This is a genomic window from Rubrivivax sp. JA1055 (genome assembly GCF_020966565.1).
Lineage (GTDB): Bacteria > Pseudomonadota > Gammaproteobacteria > Burkholderiales > Burkholderiaceae_C > Rubrivivax > Rubrivivax benzoatilyticus.
The window spans coordinates 102,592-118,270 of record NZ_JAJKFP010000003.1 but is presented as its reverse complement, the minus strand read 5'-3'; the positions used below and the strand labels follow the sequence as shown (position 1 = coordinate 118,270).

Annotated in this window: 13 protein-coding genes; 11 read left to right on the top strand and 2 right to left on the bottom strand. The window is 75.0% G+C overall.

The features are described from left to right. Nucleotides 1-3 precede the first annotated feature (3 nt). From LOC65_RS06155 to LOC65_RS06105, 11 genes are all read left to right on the top strand, one after another. Nucleotides 4-294: an acyl carrier protein gene (locus LOC65_RS06155; RefSeq protein ID WP_009855954.1), complete on the top strand. Its 291-nt coding sequence runs from the start codon at nucleotides 4-6 to the stop codon at nucleotides 292-294. Nucleotides 295-320: 26 nt separating this feature from the next. Then, nucleotides 321-1,601, top strand: a complete 1,281-nt coding sequence (locus tag LOC65_RS06150; RefSeq protein WP_009855955.1) for an aspartate aminotransferase family protein — start codon at nucleotides 321-323, stop codon at nucleotides 1,599-1,601. After that, entirely contained in the window at nucleotides 1,594-5,376 is a 3,783-nt protein-coding gene (locus tag LOC65_RS06145; protein WP_230246944.1) for a non-ribosomal peptide synthetase, read from the top strand. Before LOC65_RS06150 ends, LOC65_RS06145 begins: the two co-directional genes overlap by 8 nt. 2 nt (nucleotides 5,377-5,378) lie before the next feature. Beyond that, nucleotides 5,379-6,557, top strand: coding sequence for a DegT/DnrJ/EryC1/StrS family aminotransferase (locus tag LOC65_RS06140; RefSeq protein WP_230246943.1), 1,179 nt, complete (start codon nucleotides 5,379-5,381; stop codon nucleotides 6,555-6,557). Nucleotides 6,558-6,692: 135 nt separating this feature from the next. After that, entirely contained in the window at nucleotides 6,693-6,941 is a 249-nt protein-coding gene (locus tag LOC65_RS06135) for an acyl carrier protein (protein WP_009856355.1), read from the top strand. A 45-nt stretch (nucleotides 6,942-6,986) separates the two neighbouring features. Then, entirely contained in the window at nucleotides 6,987-7,862 is an 876-nt protein-coding gene (locus tag LOC65_RS06130) for a hydrolase 2, exosortase A system-associated (RefSeq protein ID WP_230246942.1), read from the top strand. Continuing rightward, nucleotides 7,859-8,821 carry a hydrolase 1, exosortase A system-associated gene (locus LOC65_RS06125; protein WP_230246941.1) on the top strand — a complete coding sequence of 321 codons (963 nt, stop codon included), beginning with the start codon at nucleotides 7,859-7,861 and terminating at the stop codon, nucleotides 8,819-8,821. Before LOC65_RS06130 ends, LOC65_RS06125 begins: the two co-directional genes overlap by 4 nt. Before the next feature lie 5 nt (nucleotides 8,822-8,826). Further along, entirely contained in the window at nucleotides 8,827-9,861 is a 1,035-nt protein-coding gene (locus tag LOC65_RS06120; protein WP_230246940.1) for a GNAT family N-acetyltransferase, read from the top strand. Nucleotides 9,862-9,903: 42 nt separating this feature from the next. After that, nucleotides 9,904-10,644 (top strand): ABC transporter permease, encoded by a 741-nt coding sequence (locus tag LOC65_RS06115; protein WP_230246939.1) that lies wholly within the window; start codon nucleotides 9,904-9,906, stop codon nucleotides 10,642-10,644. Nucleotides 10,645-10,648: 4 nt separating this feature from the next. Then, nucleotides 10,649-11,935, top strand: a complete 1,287-nt coding sequence (locus tag LOC65_RS06110; RefSeq protein ID WP_230246938.1) for a 3-deoxy-D-manno-octulosonic acid transferase — start codon at nucleotides 10,649-10,651, stop codon at nucleotides 11,933-11,935. Nucleotides 11,936-11,981: 46 nt separating this feature from the next. Next, entirely contained in the window at nucleotides 11,982-13,154 is a 1,173-nt protein-coding gene (locus LOC65_RS06105) for a hypothetical protein (RefSeq protein WP_230246937.1), read from the top strand. Between the two features lie 13 nt (nucleotides 13,155-13,167). On the opposite strand, the gene LOC65_RS06100 is transcribed toward LOC65_RS06105, so the two are convergent. Then, complete coding sequence (locus LOC65_RS06100) at nucleotides 13,168-14,661, bottom strand: lipopolysaccharide biosynthesis protein (protein ID WP_230246936.1); 1,494 nt, start codon at nucleotides 14,659-14,661, stop codon at nucleotides 13,168-13,170. Next, a complete protein-coding gene (locus LOC65_RS06095) occupies nucleotides 14,648-15,634 on the bottom strand; it encodes a glycosyltransferase (protein WP_310736917.1) in 987 nt (328 codons plus the stop codon). Before LOC65_RS06095 ends, LOC65_RS06100 begins: the two co-directional genes overlap by 14 nt. Nucleotides 15,635-15,679: the final 45 nt, after the last annotated feature.

Below are 15,679 nucleotides of genomic sequence, written 5' to 3'. Positions count from 1 at the left end.
CCGGTGTCTCCCTCCTTTGCCAGCGCCGGAAACCCGCCCCGGATCGACGTCGTCCGCGAGGTCACGCGCGTCCTCGACGAAGTGCTGAGCCTCGGCGGGCGCGGCGCCGGCTTCACCCGCGACACGCCGCTGCTGGGCGCCGTGCCGCAGCTCGACTCGATGGCCGTCGTCTCGCTGCTGACCACGCTCGAGGAGCGCTTCAACATCGTCATCGCCGACGACGACATCGACGGCGACACCTTCGCCAGCGTCGGCGCGCTCGCCGACTTCGTCGCGTCCCGCCTCGTCCGCTGACCGGCCCCGCGAGCCGGCATCCGCGCATGCCCGCCGACACCCCGAGCACCGCCGCCGCCTCGCCGTTCGACGCCCACGAGTCGGCGGTGCGCTCGTACTGCCGCAGCTTCCCGGCGCTGTTCACGCGCGCCAAGGGCTCGCGGCTGCACGCCGCCGACGGCCGCAGCTGGATCGACTTCTTCGCCGGCGCCGGCACGCTGAACTACGGCCACAACCCCGAGTTCATCAAGCGCCGCCTCGTCGAGTACCTCGAGGCCGACGGCATCAGCCACGCGCTGGACCTGCACACCGCCGCCAAGGCGGCGTTCATCGAGACCTTCGTCGCCCGCGTGCTGGCGCCGCGCGGCCTGGACTACCGGCTGCAGTTCACCGGCCCCACCGGCGCCAACGCCGTCGAGGCGGCGCTCAAGCTCGCCCGCCGCGTCACCGGCCGCAGCGGCGTCTTCGCGTTCACCGGCGCCTACCACGGGCTGTCGCTGGGCGCGCTGGCGGTCACCGCCAACCGCGCCAAACGCGCCGCCGCCGGCACGGCGCTGGGCGACGCCACCTTCGTGCCCTACCCCGACGGCCGCCTGCCGGCCGAGCAGACGCTGGCCTGGATCGAGCGCCTGTTCAGCGACGGCCACAGCGGCGTCGAGCTGCCGGCCGCGGTGATCGTCGAGACGGTGCAGGCCGAAGGCGGCATCCACGTCGCGCCGGCCGACTGGCTGGCGGCGCTGCAGGCGCTGTGCCGCCGCCACGGCGTGCTGCTGATCGTCGACGACATCCAGGTCGGCTGCTGGCGCTCGGGCGGCTTCTTCAGCTTCGAGCGCGCCGGCCTCGCGCCCGACCTCGTCGTGCTCAGCAAGGCCATCGGCGGCTACGGCCTGCCGATGTCGCTGCTGCTGATCCGCCCCGAACTCGACCGCTGGGCGCCGGGCGAACACACCGGCACCTTCCGCGGCAACCAGCTGGCCTTCGTCGCCGGCGCGGCGGCGCTGGAACACGCCACCGACACCGGGCTGGAAGCCGAGGTGCGGCGCAAGGGCGAGCGCGTCGCCGCGCGGCTGGCCCGGATCGCCGCGCTCGACACGCGGCTCGCGGTGCGCGGCCTGGGCCTGGTCTGGGGGCTGGACTGCAGCGCGCTCGGCGACGGCTTCGCCGAGCGGCTGTCGGCGCGCTGCTTCGAGCTCGGCCTGCTCGCCGAGACCGCCGGCCGCCGCGACACGGTGCTCAAGTTCCTGCCGCCGCTGACCACGCCCGACGACGAACTCGACGCCGGCTTCGACCTCGTCGCCCGCGCGCTCGGGGACCTGCTGCGTGGCTGAGCCCGGCCGCGGGCTCGACGCCCTGGCCGACAGCGCGCCGCCGCGCGACTTCGTGCGCGACACGGCGCCCGGCACGCGGCCGGTCGAGACCCCGCTCGGCCCGGCCACCACCACCGCGGCACCGGCCCGGTTGCTCGCCGCGGCGGCCGCGCTGCTGGCGCTGCACGCGCGCCGCGAGACGGTCACGCTGGCGCTGCAGCGCAGCGGCCGCCGCCGGCTGCTGACGCTGGCCACCGCGCCGACCACCCCGTTCGGTGCCCTCGTCGCCGCCGCCGCTGCCGCGCTGGCCGCCGACGACGAGGCCGTGCCGGCGCTGCCGGCCGCGCTGCCCGGCGTGCTGCTCGACCTCGATGACGACGACGGCGCCGCGGCCGACCTCGTGCTGCAGCCCGCCGCCGGCCGGCTGCGCGCCGACGCCTCGCTGTACCGCACCGACAGCCTGCCGCCGCTGGCGCGCCAGCTCGAGCACCGCCTGGCCGCCACCGGCGACGACGCCGTGGCGCTGGCCGACCTGGCCTGGTTCGACGCCGCCGAACGCGAGCGCCTGCTGCGCGGCTTCAACACGCTGCGCCTGGACGTGCCGGCGACGACGCTGGCCGCGCTCGTCGACGCCCGCGCGGCGCAGGCGCCCGGCGCCGTCTGCGCCGTGCACGGCGAACGCACGCTCGACCGCCGCACGCTGCAGGCGCGCGCCAACCGCCTCGCGCGCCGCCTCGTCGCGCTCGGCGTCGGCCCGGGCTCGTTCGTGCCGATCGTCGTGCGCCGCGGGCTGGACTTCGCCGTCGCGATGCTGGCGGTGTGGAAGGCCGGCGGCGCCTACGTGCCGGTGGACCCCGGCTACCCCGAGCAGCGTGTGCGCCTGATGCTGGAGGACTGCGACGCCGCGGTGGCCGTCGTCGGCGCCGCGGCGCTGGCGCGCTACGGCGCCGCGCTGGCCGCCTGCCCGGCGCTGCGCCACGTCGTCTGCCAGCGCGAGGCCGCCGCGCCGCCGGGCGCGGGCTACACGCTGCACGGCCCGCAGGCGCTGCAGGCGGAGGATGAGGCGCCGCTGCCGCCGCGTGCCGGCCCGCACGATGCGGCCTACATGGTCTACACCTCGGGCTCGACCGGCCGGCCCAAGGGCGCGATCGTGCGCCACGACGGCGCCGTCAACCACCTGTTCGCCCAGGCCCACGCGCTGGGCGAGGCGGCGGTCGCGCGGTTCCTGCAGAGCGCGCCGTCGTCGTCGGACATCTCGGTCTGGCAGTTCGCCGCGCCGCTGGCCTTCGGCGGCTGCTGCGTGGTGCTGGACGACGCCACCGACGTCGCCGCGCTGCTGCAGGCCGTGCGCCGCCACCGGCTGCAGCTCGTCGAGCTGGTGCCGGCGGTGCTGAAGTACCTCTGCGAGTACGCCGCCGCGCTGCCCGAGGCCGAACGCGCGCTGCCCAGCCTGCGCTGGATGATGGTCACCGGCGAGTCGGCGCCGGTGGCGCTGGTCAACACCTGGCTGGCGCTGTACCCGGGCGTCCCGGTGGTCAACGCCTACGGCCCGACCGAGGCCGCCGACGACGTCGCCCAGGCCGTGCTCGCCGCGCCGCTGCCGCCGCGCCAGGCCTCGGTCAGCATCGGCCGGCCGCTGGCCAACCTGGACCTCTATGTGCTCGACGAGCGGCTGCGGCCGCTGCCGGTGGGCGCGCCGGGCGAACTCTGCGTCGCCGGCGTCGGCGTCGGCGACGGCTACTGGCGCCAGCCGGAGAAGACCGCCGCGGCCTTCGTGCCCAACCCGTTCGACGGCGCCGCCGGGCCGGTGATCTACCGCACCGGCGACCTCGCGCGCTGGCGCGACGACGGCACGCTCGAATGCGGCGGCCGGCTCGACCACCAGGTGCAGATCCGCGGCCAGCGCATCGAGCTCGCCGAGATCGAGGCCCAGCTGCGCCGCCACCCGGCGCTGGCCGACGTCGTCGTGCAGGCCTTCCACGACGGCGAGGGCGATGGCCGCCTCGTCGCCTTCGTCGTGGCGCGCGCCGAGACCGACGACGCCGCGCTGCGCGCCCACCTCGCGGCGCGGCTGCCGGCGGCGATGCTGCCGGCAGCCTTCGTGCGCCTGGACGCGCTGCCGCTGAACCCCGCCGGCAAGGTCGACCGCCGCGCGCTGCGCCCGCCCGCGGCGCCGGCCGCCCACCGCTCCGCCGGGCGCGCCCCGGCCAGCGCGCTGGAGGCGCTGCTGGCGCGGCTGTGGGCCGAGGAACTGGGCCGGCCGGCGGTCGGCGTCGACGAGGACTTCTTCGCCCTCGGCGGCGACTCGCTGGCCGCGCTGGCCATCGCCGTCGGTGCCCGCGAGGCCGGCTGGACGATCCGCAGCGCCGACGTGCTCGCCCACCCCAGCGTCGAGCGCCTGGCGGCGGCGATGAGCGCCGCCGCGGCCGCGCCGGCGGCCCGCGGCGACAGCGACGGCCCTCCCGAGCCCGCCGGCGTGCTGCGCCCGCTCGCCGACGCCGAACGCGCGGCCTTCCTCGCCGCCCACCCGCACTGGGCCGACGTCCAGCCGCTGACGCCCGCGCAGCAGGGCCTGTACGTGCACTGGCTGCTGGCCCGCGACAAACGCGCCTACGTCGACCAGCTCGTCTACGAGCTCGACGGCGAGCTCGACCCGGCCGCCTTCGCCGCCGCCTGGAACGCCGTCGTCGCGCGCCACCCGGCGCTGCGCGCCGGCTTCCTGCGCAGCGCGCTGTCGCAGCCGGTGCAGGTCGTCGCGCGGGCGCTGGCCGTGCCGGTGGAGGTGCTGGACCTCACGGCGCTGGACGCCGCCGCGCAGGACGGCGCCTGGCGCGAACACTGCCGGCGCGAGGTCGACACCGGCTTCGACCTGACGCGCCCGCCGCTGATGCGGCTGCTGCTGGCGCGGCTGGCGCCCGGGCGCCACCGCCTGGCCTGGACACACCACCACCTGCTGCTCGACGGCTGGTCGCTGGCGCTGGTGCTCGACGAACTGCTGGCGCGGCTGGCCGGCCGCGCACCCGACGACGCCCCGGCCGTGACCGACGAGGCGCTGCGCGCCCACCTCGCCGCCGCCGAGCCCGGCCCCGGCCTGGCCTGGTGGCGCGAGGCCCTCGCCGGCGTGTTGCCGGCGCCGGCCTGGGACGCCGAGCCGCCGCCAGGCGCCGCGCCCGGCTACCACGAGCTCGACCTGGTGCTGCCCGCCGGCACCGGCACCGCGCTGGCCGCCGCCGCCGCCGGCTTCGGTGTCACGCCGACGACGCTGCTGCAGGCCGCGTGGGCGGTGACGGTGGCCCGCCACACCGGGCGCGACGACGTCGTCTTCGGCGTCGTCAGCACCGGGCGCGAGCTGCCGGTGCCGCGGCTGGGTGAACTCGTCGGGCTGTGCGTCGTCACCCAGCCGCTGCGCGTGGCCGCCGGCGCCGGCACGCCGCTGGCCGCCTGGCTGGCCGCGCTGCAGCGCCGCGCCGCCGAGGCCCGGGCGCACGAGGCGGTGCCGCTGGCGCAGCTGGTGCGCACGCTGGCGCTGCCGCCGGGCCGGCCGCTGATGGAGACGCTGTTCGTGATGTCCAACTACCCCGCGCCGGCCGCCGCCGCCGGGCCGCTGCTGCTGCGGCCGGCGGCGCTGCGCACCGTGCCGGCCTACCCGCTGTCGCTCGTCGTGCTGCCCGGCGACGGCGCGGCGCTGCGCCTGGTGCACGACGGCCAGCGTTTCGACCCCGAGGCCGCCGCCGCGATCGGCACCACGCTGCTGCAGGCCGTGCAGCGCCTGGCCGGCGGAGAGGACCCGCGCTGACGATGAGCCTGGACTACGACCGTTTCGACCCCGCCGCCTGCGGCTTCCCGCGGCCGCGCGTGCCGGTGCTGGCACCGCTGACGCCGGCCCAGCTGGGCGCGCCGCGCCCCGCGCCGGCCACGCCGCGCCGCCACTACGCCCGCGGCCGCTACGCGCTGCAGGCCGCCTACACGCTGGCCGGCGTCGGCCGCGGCGGCGCGCTGCTGGCGCCGGCCTACCACTGCCGCACGATGCTCGACGGCGCGCTGGCGCTCGGTGCCGAGGTCGTGCCCTACCCGCTGACGCCCGAGCTGCACCCCGACCTGGACGGCCTGCGCCGCGCCGCGGCCGCCTGCCGCACGCGGCCGGCGGCGGTGCTGGCGACGCACTACTTCGGCCTGCCGCGCGACATCGCCGCGCTCGCCGCCTGGTGCCGCGACGAAGGCCTCGCGCTCGTCGAGGACTGCTCGCACGCGCTGGTCGAGGCCGACCCCGGCGCCCCCGGGCGCGCGCCGCTGGGTGCCACCGGCCGCTGGGCGGTCAGCAGCCCGTACAAGTTCTTCCCCTGCCCCGACGGCGGCTGGCTGTGGGCCAACGGCGGCGCGCCGCTGCCGGCGCCGCCACGCGCCGCCGGCCTGGCCGACGAGGCGCGCGGGCTGCGTCAGGCCTGGGCGCAGTGGCGCCGCCCGCCGGTGGCGCCCGACGCCGCGGCGCTGGAGGCGGCGTTCGCCGCGCTGGCGCCCGGCGAGCCCGGCCGCGACTGGCAGGAGCACGACGGCGGCACCTCGGCCGACTACCGCGGCGCCGACGCCGGCCGCGCCGGGCTGCGCGTGTCGCGCTGGATCGAGCGCCGCAGCGTGCTGGAGTCGCTGGTGCAGGCGCGCCGGCGCCACTACGCGCAGTGGGTCGACGCGCTGGCCGGCCTGCCGGGCCTGCGGCCGCTGCTGCCGGCGCTGCCGGCGCACGTCGCGCCGTACATGGTGCCGGTGCTCGTCGACGAGCCGGCGGCGCTGTTCCCGCCGCTCAAGCGGCTGGGCCTGCCGATCTGGCGCTGGGACGACATGGCGGTGTCGGGCTGCGAGGTCTCGCGCCGCTACCGCCAGGGCCTGTTCCACCTGCCCTGCCACCAGGCGCTGGACGCCGCCGCAATGGCCTGGATGACCGGCGCCGTGCGCCGCGCCGCGCGCCGGCCGCCCCCCTGAACGCGGGGCCGCCGGGCGCCGTTCGAGAAACAGATCACTGTCCGGGCCCCCCCGATGTGCAGGCGCCCCCCGGGGCGCGGCGGCCACCGCCACCTAGAATCCAAGACTCCATCCGTCGCCGGCTGCAAGGAATCCATGGACCTGACGCGTGAAGTCATCAACGTGCTCGACGAGGTGCTGAGCCTCGGGGGCCGCACGGCGGGCTTCGATCGCGACACTCCGCTGCTCGGCGCCATCCCCGAACTCGACTCGATGGCCGTGGCGACGCTGATCACCACGCTGGAGGAGCGCTTCGGCATCGTCGTCGACGACGACATCGACGGCGCCACCTTCGCCACCGTCGGCACGCTGGCCGACTTCGTCGGCGCGCGGCTCGCCGCCTAGCCCGCCGCGCGTCGTGCGCGGCATGCCGGCGACGCCCTGCCCCCGATGAACGCCACGCCAGAACCCCGGTTCATCGACGTCGACCCCGGCCCGCAGGGCCGGCGCTTCGTGCTGCACCACCGGCCGGCCGGCCCGGTGCGCGGCCTGGTCGTGCACGTGCACGCCTTCGCCGAGGAGATGAACAAGTCGCGCCGCATGGTGGCGATGCAGTCGCGTGCGCTGGCCGCGGCCGGCTTCGTGGTGCTGCAGGCCGACCTGCTGGGCTGCGGCGACAGCGACGGCGACTTCGGCGACGCCTCCTGGGCGCGCTGGGCGGCCGACGTGCACGCCGCGGTGCGCTGGCTGCAGGCGCGGCACGACGGCGCCGCGCTGCCGCTGTGGCTGTGGGGCCAGCGCGCCGGCAGCCTGGTGGCCACCGAGACCGCCGCCGCGCTGGCCGCCGAGGGCCAGCCCTGCCACTTCCTGTTCTGGCAGCCGGCGCCGCTGGGCCGCGTGCTGCTGCAGCAGTTCCTGCGGCTGAAGGCCGCCAGCGAGCTGCTGGGCGGCCAGGCGCGCGCGGTGATGGAGCAGCTGCGCGCCGAGATCGCCGCCGGCCGCAGCATCGAGGTCGCCGGCTACGAGCTCGCGCCCGCGCTGTGCGACGGCCTGGAGCGCGCCACGCTGCAACCGCCGCCGGCGCCGCCCGGGCGCATGGTCTGGCTGGAGACCTCGCCGGTGGAGACGCCGACGCTGGCGCCGGCCGGCGCCACGACGCTGGCCGCCTGGCGCGACGCCGGCTGGCAGGTCGACGCCCGCGCGCTGCGCGGCCCGGCGTTCTGGCAGACCACCGAGATCGAGGACGCGCCCGCGCTGGTCGACGCCACCGTCGCCGCGCTGACCGCACCCCAGCCACTGCCCGCCGCGCAGGAGGCCGCCGCGTGAGCCGCATCGTGGCCGCGCCCGATGCCCGGACGAACGCCAGCGAAGCCTGGGGTCAGGTCTCACAAGACCTGACCCCGCCTGCCGCGGCGGCGCCCGGCGCGGCGCAGGCTTTCGCCTTCGGCTGCGAAGGCGAGACGCTGCTGGGCGTGCTGCACCGCCCGCCCGCCGGCGCGCCGGCCGCGGCCACCGGCGTCGTCATCGTCGTCGGCGGGCCGCAGTACCGCGCCGGCAGCCACCGCCAGTTCGTGCACCTGGCGCGCGCGCTGGCCGCCGGCGGCCACCCGGTGCTGCGCTTCGACGTGCGCGGCATGGGCGACAGCAGCGGCGCGCTGCGCAGCTTCGAGCAGATCACGCCGGACATCGGCGCCGCCGTCGACACGCTGGCGGCGCGCGCCGGTGTCGGCCGCGTCGTGCTCTGGGGGCTGTGCGACGGCGCCTCGGCGGCGCTGCTGTACCTGCACGAGCGGCGCGACCCGCGCGTGGCCGGCGTCTGCCTGCTGAACCCCTGGGTGCGCTCCGAGGCCAGCCTGGCGCGCACCCACGTCAAGCACTACTACACGCGCCGCCTGCGCGAGCGCGAGTTCTGGCTGAAGCTGCTGAGCGGCCGCGTCGCCGGCCGCGCGCTGGCCGAGCTGTGGCGCAACCTGCGGCGCGCCCGCGGCGACGCGCCGCCGGCCGCGGCCCGCACCGCCGGCCCGTTCCAGCAGCGCATGGCCGAGGGCTGGCGCGGCTTCGGCGGCGGCGTGCTGCTGGTGCTGAGCGGTGACGACTACACGGCCAAGGAATTCCTGGAGACCTGCGACGCCTCGCCCGCGTGGCAGGCGCTGCTGCGGCGGCCCGGCACCCGCCGGCAGGACCTGGCCACGGCCGACCACACGCTGTCGGCACGCGCCGACCGCGACACGGTCGCCGCGCTGACCCTGGACTGGCTGCAGCGGCTCGCGGCCCGAACCCCCTGAAGACGATGGACGCGCGCGCACTCGACTGGCAGAACCTCCCCGCCCGGCAGCTCGAGGAGCCGGCATGGGCGGCGCAATGGGACACGCTCAACGCCGCCCGCGCCCGGCTGCCCTTCCTGTCGGCCTACGCGATGAACGCCGCGCTGCGCGCCTTCGGCCGCGGCGACGAGCGCCTGCTCGTCGGCACGCAGGGCGGGCGCTGCGCCGCGATGCTGCTGCTGCAGAGCACCGGCCGCGGGCGCTGGCAGAGCTTCCAGCCGTCGCAGATCCCGCTGGGCGCCTGGGTCGCCGAGCCGGGGCTGCAGCCGCAGGCGCTGGCGCGGCAGCTGCTGCAGGGCCGCCTGGGGCTGGCGCTGGTGCTGTCGGTGACGCAGGTCGACCCGCTGCACGCCGCGCGCCCGGCCGACACGCCCGCGCTGCGCGCCACCGACTACATCGAGACCGGCTGGATCGACGTCGCCGGCAGCTTCGACGACTACTGGGCGGCACGCGGCAAGAACCTGCGCAGCAACCTGCGCAAGCAGCACAACCGCCTGGCCGCCGACGGCGTGGCCTGCGAGCTGGTCGAGCTGCGCGCGGCCGACGAGATGGCCGGCGCGCTGGCGCGTTACGGCGAGCTGGAGAGCGCCGGCTGGAAGGCGCGCGAAGGCACCGCCATCCACCCCGACAACGCCCAGGGCCGCTTCTACCTGGAGCTGCTGCAGCTGGCCGCAGGCCGCGGCGAGGCCGTGGTGCACGAGTACCGGCTGGACGGCCGCACCGTGGCGTCGAACCTGAGCCTGGAGCGCGACGGGCTGATGGTCATCCTGAAGACCACCTACGACGAGAGCCTGGACAAGGCGCTGTCGCCGGCCTTCCTGCTGCACCACGACCAGCTGCGCCGCGTCTTCGGCGAAGGCCGCGTGCGGCGCATCGAGTACTACGGCCGCTTCATGGAGTGGCATTCGCGGTGGACGGAGCACAAGCGCGTGCTGCACCATCTGACGTGTTATCGGTGGGGGTGGCTGCAGAGGCTGAGGCACAGCCGGGCCGCCGGGTGATCGGTACGCCCGCCCGACCAGAACGAGACGAGGTTGCCGCCCATGACTGAGCGTTTTCCAGGCGCCCCACGCGCCGCGTGGACCCGGCTCGCGCTGCTGGCCGCGCTGCTGCTGCCCCCCATGGCGGCCCAGGCCCAGGCCGGCGCGATGTCGATCTGCGGCAACCCGTTCCAGAACCACTACGGCCCCTTCGACTACCGCAAGGCCGACCAGGAGAAGAAGCGGCTGGTCGAGGGCGCGCACTTCACGCCCGGCGTGGAGTCGATGACCAAGCCGAGCAAGACGACGTTCCGCGAGATGGCCGGTGACGTCGCCTACACGCTGCACGTGTTCCCCAACCACCACCGCGCGCTGATCACGATGACCCGCCTGGGCGAGCGCCACAAGACGCCGCAGGCCCCCGGGGCGCCGTACACGGTCGACTGCTACTACCAGCGCGCCGTGACCTTCGCGCCCGACGACACGGTGGTGCGCGCGCTGTACGCCCAGTTCCTGGCCAAGAACAACCAGCGCGACATGGCGCTGCAGCAGCTGGCCTTCGGCGTGCACCACGCCGGCGACAGCCCGATCTCGCACTTCAATCTCGGGCTCGTGTACTTCGACCTCGGCGAGTACGGCCCGGCGCAGGCGCAGGCCAAGCGTGCGCGCGCGCTGGGGATGCCGAGGATGGAGCTGATCGATCGCCTGAAGACGGCGGGCCAGTGGACCGAGGACGAAGGCGGCGCAGGCGCGGCCGGCGGCGCCGCGTCGAGCCCGGCGCCCGGGGCGTCGGCGGCCGGCTGAGCGCATGCTGCCCCTCGGCACCCGCGCCCGCCTGCTGGCCTACCAGGCCCTGGAACGGCTGAGCGACCTGCGCGGCTCGCAGGTCCGGCCGATGGTCGCCATCGACGCGGGCGCCCCGCAGCCGGCCTGGTGGGCGTTCGTGTCGACGATCGGCGAACTCAATGCCACCGCGCCGCTGCTGGAGGCGGTGCGCGCCCGCCTGCCGCAGCTGCGCATGGTGCTCGTCACCGACCACGCGCACTACGTGGACAGCTACCGCCGGCGCTTTCCCGACGCCGAGGTCATCGTCAGCCTGGGCCACAGCCAGGACGCGAAGGCGCTGGCCGCCGCACGGCCGCCACGGCTGACGCTGGTGGCCGAGATCCCGCTGCTGCCCGGCGACGCGCCCTGCCGCTGCTCGTCGGCTCTGCTGCTGGAGGCCAAGCGCCGCGGCTCGCGGCTGCTGGTGGCCAACGGCTGGCTCTACGGCTACGCGCCGGCCAGCCGCATGGACCACCTCGAACGCCGGCTGCTCGGCCAGAGCCTGCTGCAGGCGGTCGACGTGTTCTGCGTCCAGACCGGCGCCATCCGCGAGCGGCTCGTCGGCGAAGGCATCGCGCCGTCGCGGGTGCACGTCGTCGGCAACCTCAAGCTCGACGTGCTGCGCGGCCCGCTGCCGGCGTCCGGGCGGGCTCTGCCCCCGGGCCTGGAACCACTGCTCGCCGGCGCCGGGCCTGTCATCGTCGCCGGCTCGCTGACCCAGGAGACCGAGCAGGACCTGCTGCTCGACGCCTTCATCGACCTGCGCCGCCGCCGTGGCGGCGGCCTGCTCGTGCTGGCCCCGCGCCACCCCGAGGTGCAGGCCAACCTGGACGCGCTGGATGCGGCGATGCAGCGCCGCGGCCTGCGCGCCCTGCGGCGCTCGGAGCCCGTGCCACCGGCCACGGCGTTCGACGTCCTGGTGCTCGACACGATGGGCGAGCTGCGCGACTTCTACGCCGCCGCCGACGTGGCGCACGTCGGCGTGGACCACAACGTGCTGGAGCCGCTGGGCATCGGCAAGACGACCACCGTCAGCGGCGGCTGGAACCCCACCTACCCGTCCTACCCGATCTACCGCGCGCTGTCCGACGCCGGGCTGCTGTGCGAGGCGCAGACACCCGCGGCACTGGCGGACGCCTGGGCGGACGCGCTCGACGGCCGGCTCGCCTGCACGCTGGAGCCGGCCCGCCGGGTGCTGACCTCGGGCCCGAGCTCGCTGCAGAGCCACCTCGACATCCTGGCCCGCATGGCCGCACTGGACCCGGCCTGACCGGCACCGCGTCACCAGGTTGCCGGCCTTTGCACCGCTCCTCCCGATGCTCGTCGTCCACCTCTCCCTGACGCCGCTGGTCGGCGCTCCCGGCAGCATCTGCCGCGCGCTCAACACCGTGCCCGGCGTGCAGGCCCGCTGGGCCGTGCTCGACACGCAGGGCGGCGCCTACGACAAGATGGCGTTCGAGATGGACCTCCAGTGGGCGCTGCACCGCGAGGAGATCCTCGACCTGGTCGGCCGCTGCGACCTGCTGCACCTGCACAACTTCATCGACCTGGACTGCCAGGCCTTCGCGCCGATCGACTTCCGGGCGCTGTGGGCGCGTGGGCTGCCGATGGTGCGCCACTTCCACTCGAATCCCGAGCTCGTCGCCCGGGCGATGGGACAGACGGTGCAGCAGGTGCTCGGCTGCCCGATCCCGAAGCTGGTTATCGGCCAGTACCCTGAGCGTTACTACCCGGACGCCCAGCCTGTGCCGAACATGGTGTTCGTCCCGCCCAGGGAACCGGTGCCGACTGACGCGCCGCTGCGCATCGGCTACGCCCCCAGCCGCTTCACGCCGGCACGGTCGTCGCGCTGGGACACCAAGGGCTACCCCGAGACCGTCAAGCTGCTCGCCCGGCTGGGGCGCTCGGCGCGGCAGCAAGGTCTGGCGGTGGAGTTCGACCTCATCGAGCAGGTGGGCCACACCGAGTGCCTGCGACGCAAGACCCGCTGTGACCTGTTCATCGACGACCTCGTCACCGGCAGCTACCACCTCAACACGCTGGAGGCTCTGCAGTCCGGGCTGGCCTGTGCGACCTTTCTCGACCGCCGGACGCTGGAGGCCCTCGCGGCGCTGACCGGGCAGACCGACTTCCCGGCCATCAACGTCGGGATGGAGAACGCCCACGACGTGCTGCTCGCCCTGTGCCGTGACGCCACGCTCGTGCGCGAGATCGGCCTGCACTCACGGCAGTGGATGGAACGGCACTGGCGGCCCGACTGGGTCGCCGGGTGCTTTCTCGCGGCCTATGACCAGGTAACGCGCGCTCCGGGACAGGCGTTCCCGGCACGCTTCGACACCCGCCTGCGCGCGCAGCAGTGGCTCAACGTCGGATTGCACGACGAGTTGTGGCGCAGCCGCCAGGCCGGGTGGCCGAGCGAGACGAGCGCGGCGCTGCTGAAGATCCGCGCCGGCATCGGCCGGACGGTCAGGCGCGTTCTGGGACGCTGACCGCGCCGCCGGGTCAGCGCTGCGGGCGCTGCCTGATCACGCCCAGCACCTGCCGGAAGTCGGCCAGATACTGCCTCGACAGCAGGTGCAACACGCCCAGGTAGACCACGGAACCGCCGGCCACCTGGATCAGCAGGCGCAGCGGCGCGGGGCCGAGCAGCCAGCCGGAGGCCGCCCAGGTGGCCAGGAACATCGCGGCCGACGCGACGGCCGGCGCGGCCAGCATGCGATACAGCGCGCTCGGCGGCAGGCCGATCAGCTTGAGCGCACGTGCCAGCGTCGCGAGGCCGAACAGCGAGGTCACGGCAACGCTGGCGGCCACCGCCGTGACGCCGAAGGGCATCGTCACCAGGACACCCGCCATCGTCAGCAGGGTGCCCACCACGTTGTAGCGGAACGCCAGGCCGGCCTGGTCGTTGGCGTTGAACAGCGGGATGGAGATCGCCGTCGAGGCCCGCAGCGCCGCGGCAAACCCGAACATCGCCATCACCGGGATCATCGCCGTCCACTGCTCGCCGTACAGCGCGAGCACCAGAGCCTCGGCATTGGCGCTGACGCCCACCCCGACCGGCACGACGGCAGCGGCCAGCAGCCGGCCGGCACGCTGCACGAGCTGCCCGAAACGCTCGGCGTCGTTCTGCAGCGAGGAGAAGGCCGGGAACAGCACCTGCTGGATCGGCATCGCGATGCGGCCGCGGATCTCCTCGGTGAGCGAGCGGGCGTTCTGGTAGTAGCCCAGCGGCGCCGCGCCGAGCCGCCGGCCGATCAGCAGCAGGTCCAGGTTCATGCTGGCGTAGTACAGCGCGGTGTTGCCGAAGTAGCTCGCGCTCGTCTTCCAGGTCCGGGCGATGAACGGCCAGTGGTAGCGCCAGCGCGGCAGGTAGGGCACGTAGGCGAAATGCATGACCGCGTTCGTGATCGTGCCGACCAGCGAGCCGATCACCAGGCTCCACATGCCCAGGCCGGCGTAGGCGCAGCCGATGGCCACGGCCATCCGGACGACGACGGTGACGATGCCGATCCAGAAGTTGGCCCCGAACCGCATCAGCCGCGACAGCACGACCCACGGCACGGCGGTGAGCCCGCCGATGGCGAAGTTCAGCGCCATGACGCGCAGCAGCGGGCCGACGGTGGCGTCGTCGAACACACGCACCGCGACGAACGAGAAGCCGAACACGAACAGCGCCAGCAGCAGCCCGATGACCGACAGCGTCCAGAACAGCGTGTCGAGCTGCAGGCGGCAGATCACGCGGCGCTGCACGAGCACGCTGGAGAAGCCGAAGGTGCCGAGCAGCGCGGCGAACTCGGTCACCACCGTCGCCATCGCGACGTAGCCGAAGTCCGCCGGCGTCAGCAGCCGGGCCAGAAAGGCAGTCGACCCGAAGGTCAGCAGCGTGCGCAGGCCGATGCCGAGCAGCTGGAAGCCGACGCCGCCGGCCACGCGGCGACCGACGCCATGGCTCGACAAGGACAGCGACTGGCGCAGCGGACCGTCACGGCGCGGCACGGCGGCGCCTCCCCGGCAGCGTCTTCAGCATCGACTTGAGCAGCACCGTCCAGGCCAGCGCCATGCTCGGGTCCAGGGCGACGGCGCGGCGGGCGGCGCGCCAGGCGATGTCGACATCCCCCCCGATCAGGTGGGCCCCCGCGTAGTCGCTCCAGCTCCGGGCCAGGCCTTTGTCGACGTCACGCCGCCGCGCCTGGCGTCCGTCCGGCCCGGCGTAGCCCCACTGGCGCAGCGCACGCTCGACGATCTCGCCCTTGTAATTGGCCCGCGGCACGCCTTTCGTGACGTTGCCGGGGTGCATCCGGTAGAGGGCCAACGGCTTGTCAATGCGCAGGATCGGCGTCAGCCGCGAGGCGCGCAGCCAGAGGTCGTAATCCTCGCCAATGCGCAAGGCCGGATCGAAGCCGCCGAGTTCGCGCAGGAAATCGGTGCGGGCCATCGTCGTGGAAGTCCAGACATGGCAGTCGAGCAGCAGCTCGGGATATATCCAGCCGTCCGGACCGGATTCTTCGGGGAGCGCCGCCGGACCCTCCACCAAACCCGCCAGCCAATCACATCCAGGGGTTTCTTCAGAACTCGTCCAGACGTGCCAGGCGGTATAGACCATGCGCGCCTCGGGCACATCCCGGAGACGCTCGAGCTGTGCCTTCAGCTTCCCCGGAAGCCAAATGTCGTCGGCATCGAGAAAAGCCACCCATTCATGCCGGGCAGCATCGATGCCACGGTTCCGGGCGACCGACACCCCCTGGTTTTGCTGGCGGATGAGGCGCACCTGCGGAAAATCGCGGGCAACCATCTCGGCGCTGCCGTCGGTGGAGCCGTCGTCGACGACGACGACCTCGAGTTCGGCACCCTGCTGCGCCAATATGCTGCGAAGCGTCGCCGGCAGATAACGGCCGCCGTTGTACGACGGCACGACGACTGATATTCGGGGATGCAAGGCTGGAGGCGGAAGGCGACCGGGCCGCGCCACAGAGGCATGCCCGTCAGAGGATGGACGATTGTTGCATCCCGGCTC

Coding starts and splice junctions, on each gene's coding strand:
- LOC65_RS06150 (WP_009855955.1), top strand. CDS start 321: ATGCCCGCCGACACCCCGAGCACCGCCGCCGCCTCGCCGTTCGACGCC.
- LOC65_RS06140 (WP_230246943.1), top strand. CDS start 5,379: ATGAGCCTGGACTACGACCGTTTCGACCCCGCCGCCTGCGGCTTCCCG.
- LOC65_RS06135 (WP_009856355.1), top strand. CDS start 6,693: ATGGACCTGACGCGTGAAGTCATCAACGTGCTCGACGAGGTGCTGAGC.
- LOC65_RS06130 (WP_230246942.1), top strand. CDS start 6,987: ATGAACGCCACGCCAGAACCCCGGTTCATCGACGTCGACCCCGGCCCG.
- LOC65_RS06120 (WP_230246940.1), top strand. CDS start 8,827: ATGGACGCGCGCGCACTCGACTGGCAGAACCTCCCCGCCCGGCAGCTC.
- LOC65_RS06115 (WP_230246939.1), top strand. CDS start 9,904: ATGACTGAGCGTTTTCCAGGCGCCCCACGCGCCGCGTGGACCCGGCTC.
- LOC65_RS06110 (WP_230246938.1), top strand. CDS start 10,649: ATGCTGCCCCTCGGCACCCGCGCCCGCCTGCTGGCCTACCAGGCCCTG.
- LOC65_RS06105 (WP_230246937.1), top strand. CDS start 11,982: ATGCTCGTCGTCCACCTCTCCCTGACGCCGCTGGTCGGCGCTCCCGGC.